This window comes from Vibrio sp. 1078-1, assembly GCF_033340475.1.
In genome coordinates this window covers 38,185-58,177 of the sequence record NZ_JAWOWM010000011.1, presented here as the reverse complement: position 1 = coordinate 58,177, position 19,993 = coordinate 38,185, and the positions used below count along the sequence as shown (strand labels likewise).

Annotated in this window: 20 protein-coding genes; 19 read left to right on the top strand and 1 reads right to left on the bottom strand. The window is 43.1% G+C overall.

Annotation, left to right across the window (positions count from 1 at the left end):
• Positions 1-4: 4 nt before the first annotated feature.
• The 7 genes from R7190_RS18400 (at position 5) to R7190_RS18370 (ending at position 8,308) form a co-directional block, all read left to right on the top strand.
• Entirely contained in the window at positions 5-328 is a 324-nt protein-coding gene (locus tag R7190_RS18400; RefSeq protein ID WP_014386718.1) for a hypothetical protein, read from the top strand.
• Entirely contained in the window at positions 325-840 is a 516-nt protein-coding gene (locus R7190_RS18395) for a S26 family signal peptidase (protein ID WP_069541826.1), read from the top strand. Before R7190_RS18400 ends, R7190_RS18395 begins: the two co-directional genes overlap by 4 nt.
• Entirely contained in the window at positions 803-2,071 is a 1,269-nt protein-coding gene (locus R7190_RS18390) for a TrbC family F-type conjugative pilus assembly protein (protein WP_014386720.1), read from the top strand. The genes R7190_RS18395 and R7190_RS18390 overlap by 38 nt, the downstream gene beginning before the upstream one ends.
• Positions 2,068-2,772, top strand: a complete 705-nt coding sequence (locus R7190_RS18385) for an EAL domain-containing protein (RefSeq protein WP_014386721.1) — start codon at positions 2,068-2,070, stop codon at positions 2,770-2,772. The genes R7190_RS18390 and R7190_RS18385 overlap by 4 nt, the downstream gene beginning before the upstream one ends.
• Positions 2,773-2,777: 5 nt before the next feature.
• A complete protein-coding gene (locus tag R7190_RS18380) occupies positions 2,778-3,776 on the top strand; it encodes a TraU family protein (RefSeq protein ID WP_395238665.1) in 999 nt (332 codons plus the stop codon).
• A gap of 195 nt (positions 3,777-3,971) precedes the next feature.
• Positions 3,972-6,752, top strand: coding sequence for a conjugal transfer mating pair stabilization protein TraN (gene traN / locus R7190_RS18375; protein WP_014386723.1), 2,781 nt, complete (start codon positions 3,972-3,974; stop codon positions 6,750-6,752).
• Positions 6,753-6,979: 227 nt separating this feature from the next.
• Positions 6,980-8,308 carry a hypothetical protein gene (locus tag R7190_RS18370; RefSeq protein WP_138221979.1) on the top strand — a complete coding sequence of 443 codons (1,329 nt, stop codon included), beginning with the start codon at positions 6,980-6,982 and terminating at the stop codon, positions 8,306-8,308.
• A 100-nt stretch (positions 8,309-8,408) separates the two neighbouring features.
• Here the strand turns inward: R7190_RS18370 and R7190_RS18365 are convergent, their stop codons facing one another.
• Entirely contained in the window at positions 8,409-9,083 is a 675-nt protein-coding gene (locus tag R7190_RS18365) for a DUF1845 domain-containing protein (protein WP_014386731.1), read from the bottom strand.
• A 296-nt stretch (positions 9,084-9,379) separates the two neighbouring features.
• Between R7190_RS18365 and R7190_RS18360 the strand changes: the two genes are divergently transcribed.
• The 12 genes from R7190_RS18360 (at position 9,380) to R7190_RS18305 (ending at position 19,850) form a co-directional block, all read left to right on the top strand.
• Positions 9,380-9,703: a hypothetical protein gene (locus R7190_RS18360; RefSeq protein WP_014386732.1), complete on the top strand. Its 324-nt coding sequence runs from the start codon at positions 9,380-9,382 to the stop codon at positions 9,701-9,703.
• Positions 9,704-9,868: 165 nt separating this feature from the next.
• The gene (locus tag R7190_RS18355) at positions 9,869-10,090 is read left to right on the top strand and encodes a hypothetical protein (protein WP_014386733.1); all 222 of its coding nucleotides are present in this window, start codon (positions 9,869-9,871) and stop codon (positions 10,088-10,090) included.
• 262 nt (positions 10,091-10,352) lie between these two features.
• A complete protein-coding gene (locus R7190_RS18350; RefSeq protein ID WP_052481498.1) occupies positions 10,353-10,658 on the top strand; it encodes a hypothetical protein in 306 nt (101 codons plus the stop codon).
• Between the two features lie 386 nt (positions 10,659-11,044).
• Entirely contained in the window at positions 11,045-11,221 is a 177-nt protein-coding gene (locus R7190_RS18345; protein WP_014386735.1) for a hypothetical protein, read from the top strand.
• Positions 11,222-11,434: 213 nt separating this feature from the next.
• A complete protein-coding gene (locus R7190_RS18340; protein ID WP_014386736.1) occupies positions 11,435-12,406 on the top strand; it encodes an AAA family ATPase in 972 nt (323 codons plus the stop codon).
• A gap of 9 nt (positions 12,407-12,415) precedes the next feature.
• Entirely contained in the window at positions 12,416-13,297 is an 882-nt protein-coding gene (locus tag R7190_RS18335; RefSeq protein WP_014386737.1) for a hypothetical protein, read from the top strand.
• A gap of 65 nt (positions 13,298-13,362) precedes the next feature.
• Positions 13,363-14,367, top strand: a complete 1,005-nt coding sequence (gene bet, locus R7190_RS18330; RefSeq protein ID WP_014386738.1) for a phage recombination protein Bet — start codon at positions 13,363-13,365, stop codon at positions 14,365-14,367.
• Between the two features lie 60 nt (positions 14,368-14,427).
• Positions 14,428-15,438: a YqaJ viral recombinase family protein gene (locus tag R7190_RS18325; protein WP_053309197.1), complete on the top strand. Its 1,011-nt coding sequence runs from the start codon at positions 14,428-14,430 to the stop codon at positions 15,436-15,438.
• Positions 15,439-15,523: 85 nt separating this feature from the next.
• A complete protein-coding gene (locus R7190_RS18320; protein ID WP_164496844.1) occupies positions 15,524-15,667 on the top strand; it encodes a hypothetical protein in 144 nt (47 codons plus the stop codon).
• Between the two features lie 446 nt (positions 15,668-16,113).
• A complete protein-coding gene (locus R7190_RS18315) occupies positions 16,114-17,418 on the top strand; it encodes a DUF3150 domain-containing protein (protein ID WP_014386741.1) in 1,305 nt (434 codons plus the stop codon).
• Between the two features lie 68 nt (positions 17,419-17,486).
• Positions 17,487-19,247, top strand: coding sequence for a VWA domain-containing protein (locus R7190_RS18310; RefSeq protein ID WP_014386742.1), 1,761 nt, complete (start codon positions 17,487-17,489; stop codon positions 19,245-19,247).
• Positions 19,248-19,355: 108 nt separating this feature from the next.
• Complete coding sequence (locus R7190_RS18305; protein WP_014386743.1) at positions 19,356-19,850, top strand: hypothetical protein; 495 nt, start codon at positions 19,356-19,358, stop codon at positions 19,848-19,850.
• Positions 19,851-19,993 lie beyond the last annotated feature (143 nt).

The following is a 19,993-nucleotide window of genomic DNA, read 5'->3' as shown; positions in this document are numbered from 1 at the left end:
AAGGATGATGAACTTTAAATCAATTTTAATTGCGGCGTTGTTAGGTGCAGCTGGTGGATTTGGTGGTTCTTATTACTTCATGGTCAAAGAAACCGCAGCACTTCATGACCGATTAGCGTTAACGCCTCCAGTAGTTGTTGTGGATTTCACGAAAATTGCGAGCTCATACCCATCCGGAGCTGATGAGGCTGAGATCGAACAATTGATGCTTAAAACAAACAACGCAATCTTCAAACTCAAAGAAGCGGGGTACTTGATTATTGATGGTGCCGCTACTTTAGGTGCCCCTGAGGATATTTATTTACCTTCGGAGGTAATACTGGAATGAAGCTCATTGTTAGAAAAGAATCTTGGAAGCGATTTGCTTTAAAGGCTGCAATTGTACTTGCTCTTCTTTGGGTTGCTGGGACGTCCTTTGCGGGACGTTACCGAATCGGTTATGACCCTCAATTAGAGCGATGTTTACCTAATCATTCTGTCTACCTTATCGACCTAAAAGATAAAGAACTCCATAGAGATGCTATTTACGCCTTTTCAGCAAAGGGTATGGAGCCACTTTATGATGATGGAACAAGGATGTTAAAAGTCCTTTCCGGGATGCCAGGCGATACTGTTGAAGTCAATAAAAACTGGGAAGTTGTAGTGAACGGAGAGGTTAAACAAGTAGGGTTACAACTGGCTAATAAGTTGAATGTTCCTGCTAGTCATTTCTTTGGGAAAGGTGTTCTTCCAGAGAAACATTATTGGTTTCTCGGGGAAAGTATATCGAGTTTTGATTCACGCTATTGGGGAGCTGTAAAAGATGAGCAAATCATTGGCCGCGCATATCCGCTTTTCTAAATTGTCTGTATTAGTTGCGGCCCTCATTTCAAGTTCTGTTTTTGCTAGTAACAGTCCTCTAACTAGCGAGGATATGGCTATCATCGAGCAAGGAAGAGAGTTGGCAGAGAAGGCTCGCCAAATGGAAGAGCTTCCTGATTGGGCGAAGAATAAAAATCTAGATCAATCTCAGGTAGAAGCACGTCAGTTTTTTCAGCAATTACAAGAATCTGACCCCACGCTGAAAGCAATGGCAGAAAGACAGGCCGAAAAAAGTGTCTACACAGGGCACTCCACTCTTATTTTTGCATCTTACTCATTGGGAAAAGAAGGGCTGAAAGACGTCCTTGATACGGCATCAGGTGAAGATGATGTGGTAGTGGTTTTCCGTGGAATTCCGGATGGTATGAGCATTGGTGATGGCATCAAAGCTGTTCAAAAATTAGCAGAGCAAATGGACCCAGTGCCTAATGTCGTTATCAACTCTGTTTTGTTCCAAAAACATAATGTCACGTCAGTACCAACAATAGTCGTGCTTGAAGAAGAAACTAAGCCTGGACACGATCCCAAAGAACTCGCAAAAGTTACAGGTTTATCGACGCTGGAGTGGATAAGAAAAGAGGTGGATGCTGGTGAGTCTGGCGACTTCGGAGTTCGAGGTCCAGCAGTTGAAATTGCGGAGCAAGACTTTATCGAGAGAGCTAAAGCTCAACTAGCGGGTATTGACTGGGAAGAAAAGAAAGATCAGGCAGTAAAGCGGTTTTGGCATAACCAGCAGTTCAACGAAAGACCACGGGCACCACGATATAGAGAGCGATTGCTTGACCCAAGCATATACCTATCGAAGGACATAAGTACCGCTGAGGGAGTTGTGTTTGCTCGTAAAGGTGAGGTTATAAATCCACTTTGCGCTCACGGCGAAGAGTGTAAGCCGGGAACTCGTCAGTTTACTCAGGCCGTTATCATTTTCGACCCTTTAGATAAAAAGCAAATGGAACTGTTGACTGAACTTGTCCCTAAAGTGCAGCAAGAACGTGGGGTTCAAAGAGTCACATATATTGCTACTCAGTTTGAGCGCGATAGTGGTTGGGATTCATATAAACATGTTACGGACACAGTTGACGCTCCTGTTTATCTGCTTACGCCGGATGTAGTTAATCGCTTCCAAGTCGAGTACACGCCAACAGTAATTACAGCTCAAGGGAATAACTTTTTGGTAAGGGAATTTGATGTTAAGGAGGCTGTGGAATGAACCTGATCCCTGCATTTCAGACGATTACCTCAAATGGTAGCAATACTGTTGGAGCAGAAGTACTTTCTAGATGGCACCATCAAGGTCAAGTCTATGGTCCAGCAGACCACAAAACACCGATTAATTGGGGTATGGTGGATTTAGAGATAATGAAATCTCTGATTCCCCTTGTCCCTGTTATCGAAAGGCTTTACCCCAGTATTTTTATTAACGTATCGCCACAGACATTGAGCTTTTCAGACATGCGAATGAAGTGGTTCAAATTGTTGAAAGAGCTTACAGATAAAGCCCCATTCCAAGTAGTTATAGAAATCACGGAAAAGGTAACACCAGAACAGTTGGATAACGCATGGTCCTTACTTAGTCAGTTCAATGTTGCTTTAGCTATGGATGACTTTGGAGAAGATCACTCATCAGTTAGTCGCCTAACATCTTACTCTTGGCAATTTTGCAAAGTTGAAATAGGACAATTGAAGGGTTTGGCAGGTAACGCGGCGGTTCAGTATTGTCGTCTTAACAACATAACACCGATTGCAGAACGAGTTGAAAGTGTAGCTCAATCAGAAGTGGCAAAACTTCTTGGATTAGAGTGGCAGCAAGGTTTTTTGCATGGCAAACCCGTCACGTTCGACCTTGAAGTGAACTCATTAATAAAACAAGCACAAGTATCTGAGCCAGTTAGAGTTGGAGTTATGTCGTGAATAAAATATTGAATTCAATTTTATTAGTGGCCCTATTTGCCTTGGCGGGGACTGCTAAAGCTGATCCAGGATGCCAGAATGCAGAAGTCATTGGCCCTAAACTTTTTACTGATATCTGTTGGTCATGCATATTTCCGATTCGAGTGGCAGGGGCAACAATGAGCGGAGGTGGTGGTTCTTATCCGTCTGATGCAGTTGGGAGCCCTTTGTGTGCTTGCCAAGATAACAATGGGATACCACGACCAGGTGTAACTACGTCAATGTGGGAACCTGCTCGTTTGGTTGAATTTCAACGAGTTCCAGGGTGCTCTTCTGTGCTTAATGGAACTAGATTCCCCTTTGACAGAACGTTCCAAGGTCATCATGGAGAAGGAACGATGGACGGTGGTGATGGCTCATTTATGCATTATCACTTTTACGCCTTTCCTCTTATGACAATGTTGGAACTGTTCGTGAAGAAGACCTGCAATGCTGATGGTTACTCTGATTTAGATATTATGTACCTGTCCGAGTTAGACCCTACTTGGAACTCTGATGAACTTGCATTTTTTACTAATCCCGAAGCTGCTGCTGTCGCTAATCCTATAGCAGCGGCAGCATGTACAGCTGACGCTGCGGCTGCGAGTATTGGTAAGCCTCTCAAGCAGTTGTTTTGGTGTGCAGGTAGTTGGGGGTCAATTTACCCTTTAAGTGGAAACCAAAATGGTGGAAAAGGGGTGATCAAAGACAGTAGTCTACTTGCAACCCGTGTTCTAACAGCTTTGCATCGTCGAGGTTTGTCATGGAAGACGATGGGTTCTGATGCAATGTGTAATGGTGTCATAAGCCCAACATTACCCAAAACACAATACAAATTTACCTTATTGCATCCAGTCGCAGAAACAAATTCTTCACATGTTATCGGAGAGTCAACGTTAACGTGGGGGATAGGGAAAACAATTCCAGCAATAGGTCAAGATCCTATTTACACGATATGGCGCTGGAATGATTGTTGTAATAACTAAAGCTCAACAAAGAAATCACTAATAACTAGCCCCGTTTTGGGGCTTTTTCTTTATATGGAGGACATGAGCAGCGTAGGTAAACGACCCCAGTGTTGTCCAAAATGGACAGTTCCACAGTCTAAAGAAACTCGGTCGGGCGACTATCATGGCGATATATGTTGAGGGGTAATAAGAACGGGTTACAGGAATAAAGTAATGAGAAATTATACAAGGTTGATGAGGGCTGTCGCTTCTCTGCTAATAGTGACAACCCCTTTCTTGCCGATACATGCCTATGCTAACGGCAATAGCGCTAGTGAGGCAGGACGAGAAGCGCAAGTTTTAGCAAATGATTTAGTGTCTTCGTTCAAGTCCGCTCCAGGAGGAGTTAACAACGGAAATATTAGTTTTCCAACACTTGAAAATGGTCAATTTCAAAATGGTGGTGGAACTATAAATGTAAATGATTTATTTCCGGGTACAAGCAGCTCCAATAGTGACCCTTCAAGTTATTACTTCCCAGATGGAAACCCGAACTTAGGTGAACTAGAAGGTGTCTATAATGACAACAATGGTATGGATTCTATTGGTGGTAATGCAAAAAGCTCTCTATGGAGTGATGCTAATAGTGGGAGCCCCACCATATCAGGAGCAGCCTACAAAGTTCTCTTGGATGCAACAAACCAATCAAAGCCTGATTTCAGCAATGACCCCTTGATGAACCTTAGTAAGAAAACCTATGAAGACATTGATGTGATATCAGAAGGTTTTGGTGATTGTTCTGCTGAAACAATCATTAACAACAATACAATTGCAACGCATATACCAGATTATAGAACTTGTGAAAGGGTAACGGATAAAAGTGCCGATTGTGAAGTGTTGCATGAGTATGACGCTGAAATCATAAAATACCATGATGGCCCATTTAACATTAAGCCGTGTGGGGATGATTGTATTGAACTTTGGATCGGTAAAGTTGGCGATAACTACTGGTCAGGCTGGTGTACAATCTATGAGCAGGCAACACAGGTTAGAGTTGATAATCCTGATGCAATCATTTCAGCGACACTAGAATATGCTAAGTGGGATGACTATATGCAAGTATTAGTAGGTCCTCCTGGCAGTGAAAACAAAGTATGGCAAGGTCCGAATAGTAACTTCCCCCCAGAAACTCCCGGTGCATGTGAGCTAAGTACAAGTTGGCAAACTAACCCCAACACTGATGTGACGTCTCACTTTAAAAACACAAAACCAGGCGATGTGGTTAGTTTTAAAATCAGAGTTTCTGTTGCTGGTAATGGTGAAGGTTTTGGTCGGATAAAAATTAAGTACGATCGTTCAAAAGCAGTATTCAAAGACACATGGACCCCGCAGAGTTGTCTCGATGCAGCTGTAGGTATCCGAGATGGTTTTGCTTCTGGTCAATTCTCTTGTATTGAGCAACCATCTGATGTAAATGCGTCTGGTTGTGTAGTAAAAAATGGATTTAAAGTTTGCGAGGACATGTTGAGTGAGCCTCCTTTGCCTGGGATACCTAAGTTATGCACAAAAGTCAGAGTAAAAGCTGACTATGACTTCTACAAGGGGCAAATGGAGTGTTGGACTGACCCACAAGGAGAAATACAGTGCCCAAATAATCAAGGTGGCAACCTTGATTCATGTAAGGTTCTGGAAGATAACCCGCAGTGCGGTTTTGTTAGTTCTAAGTGTGTGGAAGGTGCTCAGGGAAGTTCAGGAACATGTTATGTGCAAGAAGATACCTTTGATTGCGGGACGGATGTTGATGTACCTACTTTAGACAAAGAAACAAACTTTACATGTGGTGGGCCAATAAAATGCATGGGTGACGAGTGCTTAGACGTTAATAAGACACAAAGTACCGACTTTGCCAGAGCTGCCGCACTGCTGAATGCTGCTCAGTTTATGACACAAGATATGGCGTGTACTGGTACTGATGGTAACGATAACCCAACAGGTACAGAAAACGTTATTTGTAAGGCTTTTGGTGGCGATCCAGGTGAATGTAAAAAAGCTGTTGGGGGGGCTCAGGATTGTTGTGAGAAACCAAGCGGCCTATCTATGGGAGACTATCTGACTCTTATGATGTCAGTTCCTAAACTGGATGGTGCCATTATGTCACTGGATAACGGCAGTGCAATTAAAGGTGCTTATCAAGCCATCCGTGATCCAGCCATTAGTGGTTGGACCGAAATCACCAAGCCGTTCACTTCATATATTGAGAACATTACAGGTGCGATTGACAACTTTACTAAACCAATCACTGACTTGGCAAAAGAGGCAATTCAGGCTCTCAAAGATGAAATCACCAAAATAACCAGTAAAGCTCTAGGGAATGCATCTGCATCAGGAAGCGCTGGTGTACCAGCTGGCGCATCGGAAGGTATGATGGAGCAAATGGTAGGACAACAGGCAGCGAGTGTACTAAGTGGTATTATGGCCGCGTATACCGCTTATGTTGTGGCTATGATGATCATTCAAATAGTTTGGAAGTGTGAAGAAGAAGAGTTTGAATTGAATGCAAAAAGAGCATTGAATAGCTGCACTAAGGTTGGTTCATATTGCAAATCAAAAGTGCTGGGAGCATGTATCGAAAAACGCGAAGCATACTGCTGTTTTAGCTCTCCACTATCACGAATTATTCAGGAGCAAGTAAGACCTCAGTTAGGAATGAACTTCGGCCCTGCAAAAGCTCCTCAGTGCGATGGTATTCCACTGGATCGTTTATCTGAGATTGACTGGACACAGGTAAATCTGGATGAATGGTTAGCTTTGCTGAGAGTTAATGGTCACTTTGACGATCCTGCTGGTATGACTTTAGACCGCCTTACTGGATCTGGTAGTGCGTTTAATGTTGATGGAACTCGACTTAATGCTCAAGAGCGAGCTGAGGAGAGATTGAAGGGGTCTGATCTCGATAAAACAAGAAAAGATGCGGGAGACTCCATCCTTCCAGATACAGGTGCTCCAGGTTATTAAAAAGACCAGTTGTATACACATTAAAGGCGCTCCCATTTTGAGCGCCTTTTTTCTTGTTTGAAATATTCGCTGAACCTGTTAGATTAAATCCATGAGGTTTGAGCGTTTCCCTCGGCATCCACCAGTGCCAAAACGTGATACCGCAAACCAGTTAACCTGAAACTAATGGCTGTGTTTGCGCGAGGTGGACGTAGCAAAAATTTTAAGCCAAGTGAAGGGATTAACTTATGGATACTCCATACCCAATTTATCCGTCTCAAACGGATGCATTCAAAAATATCGCCAAGTCATTTGCATCTCTTATAGCAAAAGAGTCCAAAACCAAAGTTCTGAGCGCATTCAAACGTAATGACTGGCTGGCTCAGTCTTTAGGCTATAAAGGACACGCAGATTTACTTCAATCGACTCAGTTTCGAAAGCAGGCCGACCAAGGCGAACCTTTAAGGTGCTTTCTTCACGAGAGCATTCGAACTGCGATCAGTCAAACATTCTCGTCAAAGATGCCAGATATACCTCCTCAAATTATTGAAAGGGCAAGTTTAGAAATGAATGACGCCGAAGTGGTTTTGTCTAATACTCACCCAGAAGCAAAATTGCCTATGATGCTTGATGAAGGGAGTAAGTATTTTTCTGGGTCATTCGAGAAAATACGAGATGAAATAAACGCTGCGGCAACGCGAAAAAATTATGTGCCTGTTCTAAAGCTCGATTTTTCAGAATCACCATTCAATGTATACGCAGTACTTATGGAACATTCTGCCCTAAAAGCATTTAAGGTAGATCCTAATCGCCGCGATGTAGAATTGATTTATCTCAAGCCCAAAGGTGATACATCTAGTAGTAATTGGAAAATTAGAGCTTCACTAGATGTTTGGGGAGCGGAAACGATCCCTGCTGACGTGCTAAATGACTGGTGTGTTTTCCGTGACTGGTTATTGCAATTCAATCTCGTTGGCCGTACTCATATCTCTGAGAGATTGAAAGATCATAGATTTATTACTTTCCACACGCAGAGTCATCCTGAATACACACTTGAAAAGTTGTACGGAGATCTGAACAGTGAAGAAGATAAAAATCTGTTGTACGCATTGTTAAACCCTAACAAACGATTGATGAATGATGAATCGTCACGAATTGATAGTCGTGGTAATGGCTTCAACAGTACATTGAAATACTCATCGGAAATTTTAAAGATGATTTCGGGAGAAAAGGGTAGCAACAACCAGCGAGGCTGGACAATTGATGGTGTGTTTGAAAATGAAGCGATAGAACACTATGAGCCCATTCAATCAGGTTATGCTTTCCGATTAAAAGGTATGTCCACGGTAGTTACAGTGACATTGACGCCGAACGCAGAGACTGGCTGGGTCGATTACAAGCTGAGTCACTACATTAAAACTCCAGAACAAATGAGCAAATATGTTCCAAGTAGACAATCGGGTGACTATCTTGAGTATGCCTTGCAACGTGGAGTAACAACGATTACCGATTTTTATAAAATCGCAGTACGCAATGGTCACATTCCAGATGACTCGTGGCTAATAGCGAATAGTTAAAGTTAATGATGACATTTTTGACTTTCACATGTGAAAGTGAGAAACACAAAAAAGCCCTTCTGTTGTAGAAGGGCTCTCAATAGATAACCGACATAAAGCGTTAAGCTGCCTTTTCATCTTCCCCAGATTCAGCATTGTCGGCTTCGGATGCAATTTCTTCATCAGTAGTTTCTTGAGTTGGAGCAGCTGCTTCAACTTCATCTTTCTTGCCTTTGGAGTGCGCTGAGATGCGAGCTCTCTTCTCAATACCAATAATTCGGCCAGCAAGTTTGATTAAGCGTTGTTGCCATTGATAAGTGGCGTCTTTGCGCTGTTTGCTTGTGAGGATACTATTTAGCCATAGAGTATCGACTAACAACATCAAGTTATCTAACTTGCGCACTAGGTGAGCAAATTGAGCTACTTGTGGTGAGTTGATCTCGATATCGTACTGGTTTGGGCTTGTATATTCTGGAGCGCCTTCAATTCCGTTGTCTTCCATCAGCTTTTGTAGCTGATTAGTGGCGGTATCAAGATCAACGGATACTTTCTCGATGTGCTCCTGGATGATGCTTTCTACTTGGTCAATTTCATCTTGTTCACCAATGATTCGCAAAATAACATCAATCGAAAACAGTGAATCGGAAACGCGCTGAAAGCTGCGTTCGACTACACGTTGAGCTTGCAGACTGTTCACTTTCAGCACTCGTTTGAATACAGGGCGAGAAAGGTCCGCATTGTTGCGCTCTTTTTTGGTTGGTTGTTGTTCCAAAGAGGTTTCTGCTAAGTCTGTCATTTCTTTCTCCTTCAATTGAATACAGATACAGATAAACGCAGATACAGGATAAAAGGTCTATTGACGAATCCTTAGCTACAAATGTGCCCAGAACGGGCAGATAGAACGATTTATTACATTTTACGAGAAGTGCTATAGTAAAGACTCTTTAGTCGCTCTGCGGCTTTATGTGAGATAGCTGGTCTCCACAAACAATCAGCATTAATCATATGCCGTATGGCATTTCAAAACCCAATCGGGGGAACAATACCCCGACCAAGGGTGTTGCTCCCCTTAGTTTTATAAGGAGTAACACCATGCACATCATCACTTTCGTTTTTGTTATCGTAGCTAGTCTTGGCGCATTGTACGTAGGAGCAATGGTATTTGCGAAAGCATTTACTTTTCTTGCGTTGCAGTTCCAGAACTTAGGTTTGTTCTTTTGGAACAAAGCGAGTAACAAAGCGCGGTCTGTACAGGCCGTTATCAAAGAAAAAGCTGAACAAAAAGCGAAAGCTGTTCAGACTGCTGTTGTTCCTGAGCCTGCTCAAGAACAACCGACTCCGGCTAAACCTGTCGATGAATATGCTTATCTAGAAATTCCAACGTATATCCGTAAAGGAAAAACGCTGGTTTGGTAAGTAGATCTTTAAGGGTATAGCTCAACCAAAAGACTTGACTGATGAGATGTACAACACGTACATCTCATCTTTCATCTCTAAAAATAAAAACCCTGACGGGGGCAACTACCCCGTAGGGGTGAGTTTGTCTCTGTCGTTTAAAAACGTTCAAAAAGGAGACAAATCATGAACAAAATTACATTTACTTTCTGGAAAGCCATCTTGAATGTAGTGCTGGGCTTAGGTACTGGTGCTGTTATTACTGGTGGTATTGGTCTTATGACTGGTGGTGTACATCCCGCAGCTGTGCTCGGAGCTAATGTCGCTGCTGTTGTTATGGGATTAGTTTTCATGGCAGCTTACGTTGTTGGTTCTATCATTCTGGTAGCATTTAGTGACAGTGGATAAATAGGCTCAATTTTGAGCTTAATTTTCGTTAGGATCTGAATGACACTTTGAGGACAGAACAATGACAACAGGAAGCCTGTTATATTTTTCGCTCATCTTGGGGGGCCTGATAGCTATCATTGTTATTGGGTTGATAACCAAGAAGATTGTAGAAAAAAAGTTAAACAAAAAGCACGATAATCGTGATCAGTAATTTAACCCTGGCGGGGGACCTACCCCAGAAGGGATAGGGTATCTCTGCTTAACAAGCAAGGTAACTTATATGAATACTGTACACTTTTGTGGATATGATTGTGATGTAAGAAAGATCCAATATCCAAATCAACAATTAGCTCTAGAGCTGGTGGCCTCGGACACAAAGAATAATAGTCAGCAAGGTATTATTCCTGGAGAGCCAGTTTGTGTTGCAACGGTTTGTTTGCCTGATTTCAAGTTCAAGCCACACCAGTCAGCGATCTCAGAGATTACTCTGAGTTGGCTGGTATTCTGGATGTACTTGAAGAAGCAAAAATTGTTAAACGCACAGGTCAGCAATTACCCACGGGGTATGTATCTGTTCCTGTTGTGAATGTGTTGATTTAGCTTTATAGCCAAGATAAACAAGCTCCAATGGGGCTTGTTTTCAAAGCATGTAGTGGTACGTGTTTTGAAAACAAGCGTCATAGGAGTCATGTATGGTAAAAAACATGCCAGTATCAGGTATTGCTTTTAGCGGTACTCAGGTATTTGGCGTTTCAAATTCAAAGCCTCCATAACCTGGCTCTTTGTTACACAATGAAGGACACAGGCTAAGGAGGACAGTTCATGCCAAGTAAGATCCAATACAAATTACGTCCCTTTTTATACAGCAATAGTTCACTGTCTCTGAGTAGCGTGTGTTTCGTTTTCCATTATGTAAATGTTCATTCAAAGCAAATTGGGTCAGGAGAATTATTGCATTGGGGATAAGATAGTATGAGAGTTCACTTGTATGATGATTGCGCGGGTGTGTTGTATTTAGCCAGTGGCCGAACGATATCTATCAATCCACGACAATTTTGTAGTGTTATTGAAGCTCAAGAGGTTATTACTGACTGGGCTAAGCGTTTAGGTATTATTGGTCAAAATGACACTATATCCGCGTATTCATAATCAAATTCGGCCCAGTTTAGGGCCGAACTTACCAAGTCTTTTTAGGCATACGACAATTATGCCTAAAAAGATTTTTGCTCTCATCTGAGAGTGAAGATGCGATAGCTGGTCGCTAAAAACAAACAGCAATTAACGTTAATTGAAATAGCCCAACCGGGCACACTTAGCCCGGTACGGGTCTAGGTGTGCCCACAACCAATTAGGAGCGCACCTATGTCTCAACAATATGCAAACTTCAAAGTACGTGATGTTTTTGGTATGCCGGATATTCCGGAAAAGATTCTCGCTAAAGGCTATGCCGATAGCAGCAATCCTTTTATTCCACAAACTCACGCCGATTACGTTTTCCGAAAGGAGTTCTTGAGAGAATGCTTAGCATTTTTGAATGATCCCTGCGGTGATGCGTACTATGTCACCGGACCAACAGGTTCTGGTAAAACTTCTGGCATTACAGAAATTACAGGGCGTCTCAACTGGCCTGTGCAACAAATTACGGCTAATGGTCGTTTAGAGTTCACAGATTTAGTTGGACATCATGCCTTGATTTCACCAAAGCCTGGAGAAACTCCCGTCATGCAATTCATGTATGGCCCTTTAGCAATCGCTATGCGTGAAGGCCATGTCCTCCTCATTAACGAGGTTGATTTGGTTGACCCAGCAGAGCTTTCCGGTTTAAACGACATTCTTGAAGGTCGTCCACTGGTTATCGCTCAGAATGGTGGAGAAATCATCAAACCACATCCAATGTTCCGCGTTATTGTCACTGGTAACAGTACAGGCTCAGGTGATCCATCAGGATTATACCAAGGCGTAATGATGCAGAACTTGGCCGCAATGGATCGTTATCGTTTCTCTGTTGTGCCATATATGGCAGAGCAAGATGAACGCGGCGTTCTGGAGCGAGTAGTTCCTCGTCTTCCTGACAACATTCGTAATGGTATGGTTCGAATTGCTAATGAAATTCGTAAACTATTTATGGGTGAAAACGGGGATGATGGACAAATCAGCATCACAATGTCTACGCGGACACTTGTGCGCTGGGCAAAACTAACGTTGCAATTTCGTGGTGCGCCAAATGCCATTGAGTATGCCTTACAACAATCATTGCTAATCCGAGCCTCAAGTGAGGAGAAAGAAGCTGTCATTCGCATAGCGAAAGACGTTTTCGGTGAGCAGTGGCGATAGGGGGATCTCATGGATACGCAAAACATGATTTGCAAACGTTACATCCGTGAACGTGGAACGACTATCGACAAGGTAATGCTTGGTTACAAGCCAGTTCAATGGTCCATCGATCCTGATGGGCCAACTGAATACCAATTGGTAGAGTTCTTTGAGTTAAACGGGTGGAAAGAGACTATCTTGCTCGATGGGCAGATAATCAGAGCCACCAGCTTAGATACGATTCCTGTCACCGTGAAAGAGAAAGAAAATCAGCATGTTGATGATCTGCTTAAAGAGGGGTACTCCTTCCTCGATGAAGTGCAGGTAAACGCCACAACAAAAGCTGTGTCTTCTCTTGAAGCCGAAACAGAATCAAAAGATGGTTACTCACTGAGCTGGTTGTTGTCATCGCCTGTTGATGCTTCAAATCATGCTCTACTCCGAGGGTTTATTGTCGGGGTCTTTACTGATGGTGCATCAAAGCTTGGCTTCGATGTTGCCAGAGAGAAAGGATCTCAATCTCAATTACCTGATGTTTTAATGAGAACCAATAAAGGGTATGAGCTAACTGTAAAAAGCGGCGCTAGCGAAAACACCATCTGTCCAACGATGTTGGAAGGTGCTGGGACGCTAACTGCTTCGGATGGCTATGAGCCTTTACTGATGTTCATTTATTTACAACGCAGATTTGAGCAGGAGTTTTTTAAAGATGATGAAAAACGCTTGGTTAAAATCTGTGGAGAAGATGGTGATCTGTTTATTTATGACGGATTTGATTCTTTGGAAGGAATATTTTTTGAGTTCGGATGGAATTACAACGAAGTTAGAGAAGCGGCAGAACGTCTTGGTTTAGTCGCCGAACTATTTCGATTGGATAACATTGATTGCGAAACCGAAGATTCCTATTTTTAACCCCTAGAGGGGCACTGTGCCCTAAGGGGTCATGGTGTCCCTTCCATCTCAACGGAGAGAACACCATGTCTACAAAACCAGAAACGAAATCATTAGTTGAAAGAATGGCTCAGCGGTTTGGGGTTGATGCTAAGAAGTTTTTTGAAACTTTAAAGCTAACAGCCTTTAAGCAGCGAGACGGAAGCGCACCAACTGATGAGCAGATGATGGCATTACTCATCGTAGCGGAGCAGTACAATCTGAATCCGTTTACGCGAGAAATATACGCTTTCCCCGATAAAAGCGGCGGCATAGTACCTGTTGTTGGTGTTGATGGCTGGAGCCGGATTGCCAACGAGCACAAGCAATTTGATGGGGTGGAGTTTGAATACTCTGAAAATCTTATTGAAATGCCCGGAGCAAAGGTGAAATGTCCAGAATGGGTGGAGTGTATCGTTTACAGAAAGGACCGTACACGGTCTATACGTATTCGAGAATATCTTGATGAAGTCTATCGTCCACCAGTCGAAGCAACGGGTCAGTACGGTCCTTACACTGTTATTGGCCCTTGGCAGACTCACACGAAACGACAGTTACGACACAAAGGCTTTATCCAAGGTCTGCGTATCGGTTTGGGGTTTTCTGGAATTTACGATCAAGATGAAGCTGAACGCATAATTGAAGGTGAAGCGCATGTTGTATCGTCAGAACAAACCACAAAACAACCAGCTGTCATTGAAGCCTCAAGTCCATTGGCCTTGGAGCATAAAAAGAAAATGGACCCACTTTTAAAACAACTTGCAGATAGAGCTATTGCGCAAAATGCGTGGTCAGCAACTCACGAGTATGTTGAAAGTCGGTTCTCTGGTGCCGAGTTGGAGTATGCGGTTCAATATTTGCGTGATGCAGAGATTGATAGCATGGAACCAGCTGTAACCCAAAAAGCTTCTATCCAGGAAAAGGGAAATGTTGACGATGTTCAATCTGAGTTACCAGATGAGCCGATTCAGCATGATCCTGATCCTATAGAAGAAGGTTTGCACGAACCTGATCCTGAACTGGAAGAGGGTGGTGACGGCAACTACTTTTAACCCCTTGCGGGGGAGTTCCCCCGCGATGGGGACTCCTCCTGTTAAATACAGGAGAGAGCTATGAAAATCGTCAATCTATCTCAAAGGAGCGAACAATGGTTGGAATGGCGTAAAGGTGGTATTACTGCTACTGACGCCTGCATCCTACTAAATCGTTCTCCTTATAAAACGGAATGGCGACTCTGGGCTGAAAAAACAGGCTATGCTCGTGAAGTCGATCTAAGTCTAAACCCTCTGGTGCGCCAAGGGGTTGAAAACGAAGATAAAGCAAGACGTGCATTTGAGGAGAAGTACAATGATATTCTCTTACCTGTTTGTGTCGAGTCAGTTCAATATCCATTGTTTAGAGCATCGCTCGATGGTCTACGAGGCAATGGTGAACCTGCTGAACTGAAATGTCCTAGCGAAACGGTCTGGAACGATGTTTGTTCTGAACTAAAAAACAGCAAGGCTTATCAGTTATATTACCCTCAAGTTCAACATCAGTTGTTAGTTACTGGTGCAAAGCAAGGGTGGCTAGTTTTCTACCGAAATGGGCAACTCAAGGAGTTTGTTATCACCCGAGATGAGCCTATGATAAAAGAAATTGTGGCTAAGGGCACAATCTTCTGGAAAAGAGTCACTGAGCGTAAAGAGCCTGAGAAAGACCCCAAGCGAGATCTTTTTATACCGCAAGGTAAGGAAGTGAACGAGTGGATTTACGAAGCGGAGCAGTACCGACTTTATGACGCAGAAATTAAGCAGTTGGAAGATAGGTTGCAAGCGTTGAAAGATAAGCGGCAACCTCACCTTGATAAAATGAAATCTTTGATGGGTGAATATTTCCATGCGGATTATTGCGGTGTAATGATCACTAAGTACAAAGCCGCTGGTCGGGTAAATTACCAAAAGCTACTTGAAGAAAAAGGTTCGAATATTAAGCCTGAGGATCTTAACTCGTATAGAGAGGAGACCTCAGAGCGTTACCGAGTAACGGTTACAGGCTCTGTTAACCCGAGGTACATTCAAGATGAAGAGGTTTTAGCCCCTTTAAACGATGTGTCTCTAGAAGTAGAGTCAGCCTATTTTTAGGCATAAATAACAAGCCCTTTGGGGCTTGTTTCTAAAGCATATCGCGTCAGTGTGTTTTAGAAACAAGCAACAAAGGGCATCTACAATGAAAACACAGAACTTCAAGCTCATGTACCTACATGGTGGCCGCTGGCTAGAACGTATCTACAAAGATACGATTTATGCCAATGTACAAAGAGTGGCAAACTCTTTCCCAAAAAGTGTTACCTGGTACATTGAGCCTATGTGAAATGTAGACATGAAAGGGGGAATGTATTCCCCCCCTTTTCCATTGAAGATTGCTTTTTCGGTCTTCAACGGAAAAGGACGAATTCTACTCTCATCGAGAGTGAAGACGCGATAGCTGGTCGCTAAAAACAAACAGCATCAAACTCATTTCAATTTAACCCAACAGGGGAGCTTCTCCTGTTCGGAGTTAGCCTCCTGTCTATTGCACTAGGAGGCAACCATGAAAAACTACAAGCTATGTTATAAAAAGAAAGGTTCTCCGAACTGGATGACCCGAGTATTTAATGACACCTTGTACGACAATGTTCAACGTGTTGGAAATTCATTTCCATCCACCTTTACCTGGATGATTATTCCTGCGTAACTCACTTTAACTTTATAGCCCAACCGGGCACATCATGCCCGGTTCGGGACATGGTGTGCTTTCACTTTGCTGGAGAATAAACCATGTCAAAAGTTAAACATCTCGAAAATCTATGCGTTATTAATGCTGATTTTGATATCTGGAGTGGGCAAACTCGTTTGTCTGCATCTGACTTTAAATTGGGTGCTGGTGGTGAAATTCCACCAGAGAAAGTAGCTCAATTAGGGTCGAAAAAAATCTGTGATCCAGCGAAGCTGAAAGGCTTTCATCGCTTGAAAACAGAAACTCGACGTTTTTTGCTTAGCTATGGTATGCCATTCATGAATGGCTATGCTGTACCCGTAGCAAAAACTGATGAGATTTGCGCCAAGTTGGACAAGATTGACGTCGAAGTTCAACAGTTAAAACACGAGTTCGTTACTGGCTACAACAATGCCGTTGATGAATGGTGTCGAGAAAACCCTGAATACGAGACTGCTATTCGTGCTGGAGCTCTTCCTCGTGAAGAAGTAGAAAAACGAATTGGTTTTGAATATCAGGTGTTTATGGTTCAACCTACTCAAGATGAGCAAAGCGCACACAGACTTAATCGTAAGGTTGAGGAGTTGGGCGATGATCTCATTGCTGAGGTGGTAAATGATGCCAATGATTTTTACAACAAACGTTTAGCTGGGAAGATGCATGTAGCAACAGCTACAGGCGCAACGCTAAAAAACCTACGTGATAAAGTGGATGGACTGTCATTTTTGAACAGCGCATTCACTCCGCTCGTTAGCCTGCTCGATCAAACACTAGCAGGGTACGAAAAGCACGGAGCTGGAAAGCGTAATATTGAAGGTATGTTCGTCTTTCAAATTATGGCCGCTGTATTAATCATGTGTGATCGCAAACGTATTCAAGAATACGCTGGTGGTTCGCTTAGTGTTGATGATGTAGCCAAAACCTTGACCAGAGATGAACTCAGCTCATTAGAGTCTGGAGCTTCTGATCAAGAAGATGAAAGTGAAGGTGTTGAGAGTGATGAGGCACTGGAACAACCATACGTTCAAACGCAAAGCCAAGAAGTTAACCAAGAAGATGGTGAACAAGTTAATAACTTAGAACCTGAAACTATTTTGGATGACTTCGAAGCGTTTTTGGCCAACCGCACATCCAGTGCAAACCAAGATGACGAGGAAGATGATGCTTTGGAAGACAAAAGCGATGTCTCTTCTCAGACTCTGTGGGATGCAGACCTAAATTGTGATGACATTCCAGTGGAAGACTATAGCCAAGACCCAGCAGATTATGTTGGCAAGGACTTTGGTCAATCTCACTCTAATGATCATGTTGTAAGTCAACCTGAACAGCAACCAACTGAGCTTGATGATCAGGATTGTTATTTTTAACCCCCTCGGAAGGGACAACCACCTTTCCGAGGGTGGTTTGTTTCTTCTGTCCAAATTGGAGAAGAAATATGTCTAAAAAACGTACTGTTTATAATGCTTTACCCATCGTAGCTGCTGCTTATGGCGAGAAGTTTGGTGTTAAAGTTGCCTTGGGGTCAGATACCGCAAGCACTGATGGTCAAACTATCGTTATTCCAAATGTTCCAGATGACTATCCAAATATGGATGCTGTTTGGGGCTACTTGGCACATGAAGCTGCACACGTTCGGTTTACGGACTTCAATGTAGAAAGGCGACGCGCCTTGCACGCTCACCTAACAAACGTCATTGAAGATTGTCGTATTGAAAGAGCAATGCCTGGGGTCTATCCAGGAACAGCTTTGACACTGCACGAGATGGCTCGATACATGCTTCAAGCAGGCCATTATGAACCCGTGAGAGATGAAGACCACCCGGCATCCATCCTGTCTGCATACTGCTTGTATTGGTTGCAAACAGTTGGTGTAGGTCAAACTGCATTGCAAGAGCGTTTAGATGGCGCAAAAGCTGTGTTTGAAAGAGTTTTCCCTCAAGGTGTTGTTGTAAGGCTTAATGCCTTGCTACGTAAATGTGTGGACGCCAAATCAACTGCAAACGCTGCATCTCTTGCTGATGACATCATTAAGATGATCGAAGAAGAGAAAGATAGTGAAGAGCAGCAAAATCCGAAATCTCAACGTGAGCAATCACCTGAGCAGAAGGATAAAAGTAGTGACGACTCTCAAAGTCCAAATGGGCAGGAACAGTCGTCATCTAATGGCAATGATGAAAATAGCCAAGAACAACAGGGTGGCAGTAGTGGAGCGCAAAGTGAGCAAAATGAAAATAGCCCCGAAGTTCAAGGTAATAATAGTGAAGAGAACGCGAGCGGTAACAGTTCTCCTCCTAATGCTTCTCAATTGCTACAACAAGTACTAAGCGCTGGAAACAGTGATTTGCCTAAAAATGCGCAAGACGCTTTGAAGCAAGAGCTGAATCTGGTAGCCCAGCAAGAAGGTGATGATCGTTACCAAACAGTACGGTCAGCAATGGATATCCATGATCACAAAGAAGCAGGGCAGCGTCTCAATGGAGATGTGAAAAGTACAACTTCAAAAATCCGACAGCAGCTTTATGGATTGGTGCAAGCCAGCCAAAGAACTGCTCATAGGAACCAAAGAAGTGGAAAGCGTGTAGACACTCGTCAACTACATAAAGTTGTCATTGGAGATACTCGTATTTTCCAGAGACCAGAAGCTAAGAAGCGCCCTAATACAGCGGTTCACATTTTGGTCGATATGAGCTCCTCAATGGATAGCCCTGCCGGAAACGGTAAGCGCAGGGAAGATATTGCAAGGGAAGCCTCTTTAGCTATTGCATTAGCTTTAGAAAGCATTCCAGGGGTTAATCCAGCAGTAACGTTTTTCGGTAACAACTCCAATGTTCCTGTGTACAGCGTTGTAAAGCATGGTCAAAAAGTACAAAACCAAACTGGTAAATTTGTCTTCAATTCACGCGGTGGTACACCGATGGCTGAGGGCATTTGGTATAGCGCATTTGAGCTAACCAAAACCAGAGAGGAACGTAAAATGATGATTGTTGTGACAGATGGTGCGCCGAACAATGCACTGGCTTGTCACAAAGTTATCGGACTGTGCGAAGCCAGTGACATAGAAATGATTGGTATTGGTATTGAAACTACAGCCGTTAATCGACTGTTCAATACGAACATTGTCATCGAGGATGCTGCGGATCTACAAAAAACACTGTTTAAGTTAATGGAGCGATCGTTGACCGCTTTTGCTGCTTAATCAGTCCATGTATTGGCCCTATCCCGTCAGGGACGGGGCCTATTCATTTTAGGCGTCTAACTCCCTGATAGGGGGATAGCGTTGTATATTATTAGGGAGTATTTAATCATGATTATTGGGTATCAAATTGAAGATAAGCATGGTCGTAATTGGCATGACAACATTGACCGCGCTGACAACCCCTGCACGGTTCTAAGTGAGCAAAGTGCCATTAAAGAACTTAAAATACTGCAAAAAACCAGACCTGAACGCGACTTTAGAATGATTGCTGTATTAGAGGGTGACATTGAGTATCCATTTTTTGAATGGTCACTTACTGCGGCTAACGATCAGTATAAGACGCTTGGTGTTAGCATTTGTCATATTCCATTAGATGAGCATGAAGCACTAAATGAGCTATCCTATGCTCCAGACTGCAATATGATAATGGGTCGAAATACTGGCTGGCTCATCAAACTGTACGATGAACCTGAGAACAATCTTGGATATAACGGTATGGGGGAAGAATTTCACAATATCTTAGTTTCGGCAGTTAAAGCTGGGTATCGCATGATTGAAATTGATGCTGATGCTCAAGTTCATGACCAGTTCCCAATATTTTAATAACATTTAATACGCCCAGTCTCTTATCTGGGCTTTTTCTTCACACACATTTTGAACCTGGTGGGCCAACTACCAGAAATAGGCGTCGGGTTTCCCGGCGCTTTCCTTGAGCCTTTCACTTTCACATGTGAAAGTCGAGAGAT

What these genes read in the sequence shown, in the direction of transcription:
- R7190_RS18400 (WP_014386718.1), top strand. Translation starts at nt 5, where the DNA reads ATGATGAACTTTAAATCAATTTTAATTGCGGCGTTGTTAGGTGCAGCT.
- R7190_RS18395 (WP_069541826.1), top strand. Translation starts at nt 325, where the DNA reads ATGAAGCTCATTGTTAGAAAAGAATCTTGGAAGCGATTTGCTTTAAAG.
- R7190_RS18390 (WP_014386720.1), top strand. Translation starts at nt 803, where the DNA reads ATGAGCAAATCATTGGCCGCGCATATCCGCTTTTCTAAATTGTCTGTA.
- R7190_RS18385 (WP_014386721.1), top strand. Translation starts at nt 2,068, where the DNA reads ATGAACCTGATCCCTGCATTTCAGACGATTACCTCAAATGGTAGCAAT.
- traN (WP_014386723.1), top strand. Translation starts at nt 3,972, where the DNA reads ATGAGAAATTATACAAGGTTGATGAGGGCTGTCGCTTCTCTGCTAATA.
- R7190_RS18370 (WP_138221979.1), top strand. Translation starts at nt 6,980, where the DNA reads ATGGATACTCCATACCCAATTTATCCGTCTCAAACGGATGCATTCAAA.
- R7190_RS18365 (WP_014386731.1), bottom strand. Translation starts at nt 9,083, where the DNA reads ATGACAGACTTAGCAGAAACCTCTTTGGAACAACAACCAACCAAAAAA.
- R7190_RS18360 (WP_014386732.1), top strand. Translation starts at nt 9,380, where the DNA reads ATGCACATCATCACTTTCGTTTTTGTTATCGTAGCTAGTCTTGGCGCA.
- R7190_RS18355 (WP_014386733.1), top strand. Translation starts at nt 9,869, where the DNA reads ATGAACAAAATTACATTTACTTTCTGGAAAGCCATCTTGAATGTAGTG.
- R7190_RS18350 (WP_052481498.1), top strand. Translation starts at nt 10,353, where the DNA reads ATGAATACTGTACACTTTTGTGGATATGATTGTGATGTAAGAAAGATC.
- R7190_RS18345 (WP_014386735.1), top strand. Translation starts at nt 11,045, where the DNA reads ATGAGAGTTCACTTGTATGATGATTGCGCGGGTGTGTTGTATTTAGCC.
- R7190_RS18340 (WP_014386736.1), top strand. Translation starts at nt 11,435, where the DNA reads ATGTCTCAACAATATGCAAACTTCAAAGTACGTGATGTTTTTGGTATG.
- R7190_RS18335 (WP_014386737.1), top strand. Translation starts at nt 12,416, where the DNA reads ATGGATACGCAAAACATGATTTGCAAACGTTACATCCGTGAACGTGGA.
- bet (WP_014386738.1), top strand. Translation starts at nt 13,363, where the DNA reads ATGTCTACAAAACCAGAAACGAAATCATTAGTTGAAAGAATGGCTCAG.
- R7190_RS18325 (WP_053309197.1), top strand. Translation starts at nt 14,428, where the DNA reads ATGAAAATCGTCAATCTATCTCAAAGGAGCGAACAATGGTTGGAATGG.
- R7190_RS18320 (WP_164496844.1), top strand. Translation starts at nt 15,524, where the DNA reads ATGAAAACACAGAACTTCAAGCTCATGTACCTACATGGTGGCCGCTGG.
- R7190_RS18315 (WP_014386741.1), top strand. Translation starts at nt 16,114, where the DNA reads ATGTCAAAAGTTAAACATCTCGAAAATCTATGCGTTATTAATGCTGAT.
- R7190_RS18310 (WP_014386742.1), top strand. Translation starts at nt 17,487, where the DNA reads ATGTCTAAAAAACGTACTGTTTATAATGCTTTACCCATCGTAGCTGCT.
- R7190_RS18305 (WP_014386743.1), top strand. Translation starts at nt 19,356, where the DNA reads ATGATTATTGGGTATCAAATTGAAGATAAGCATGGTCGTAATTGGCAT.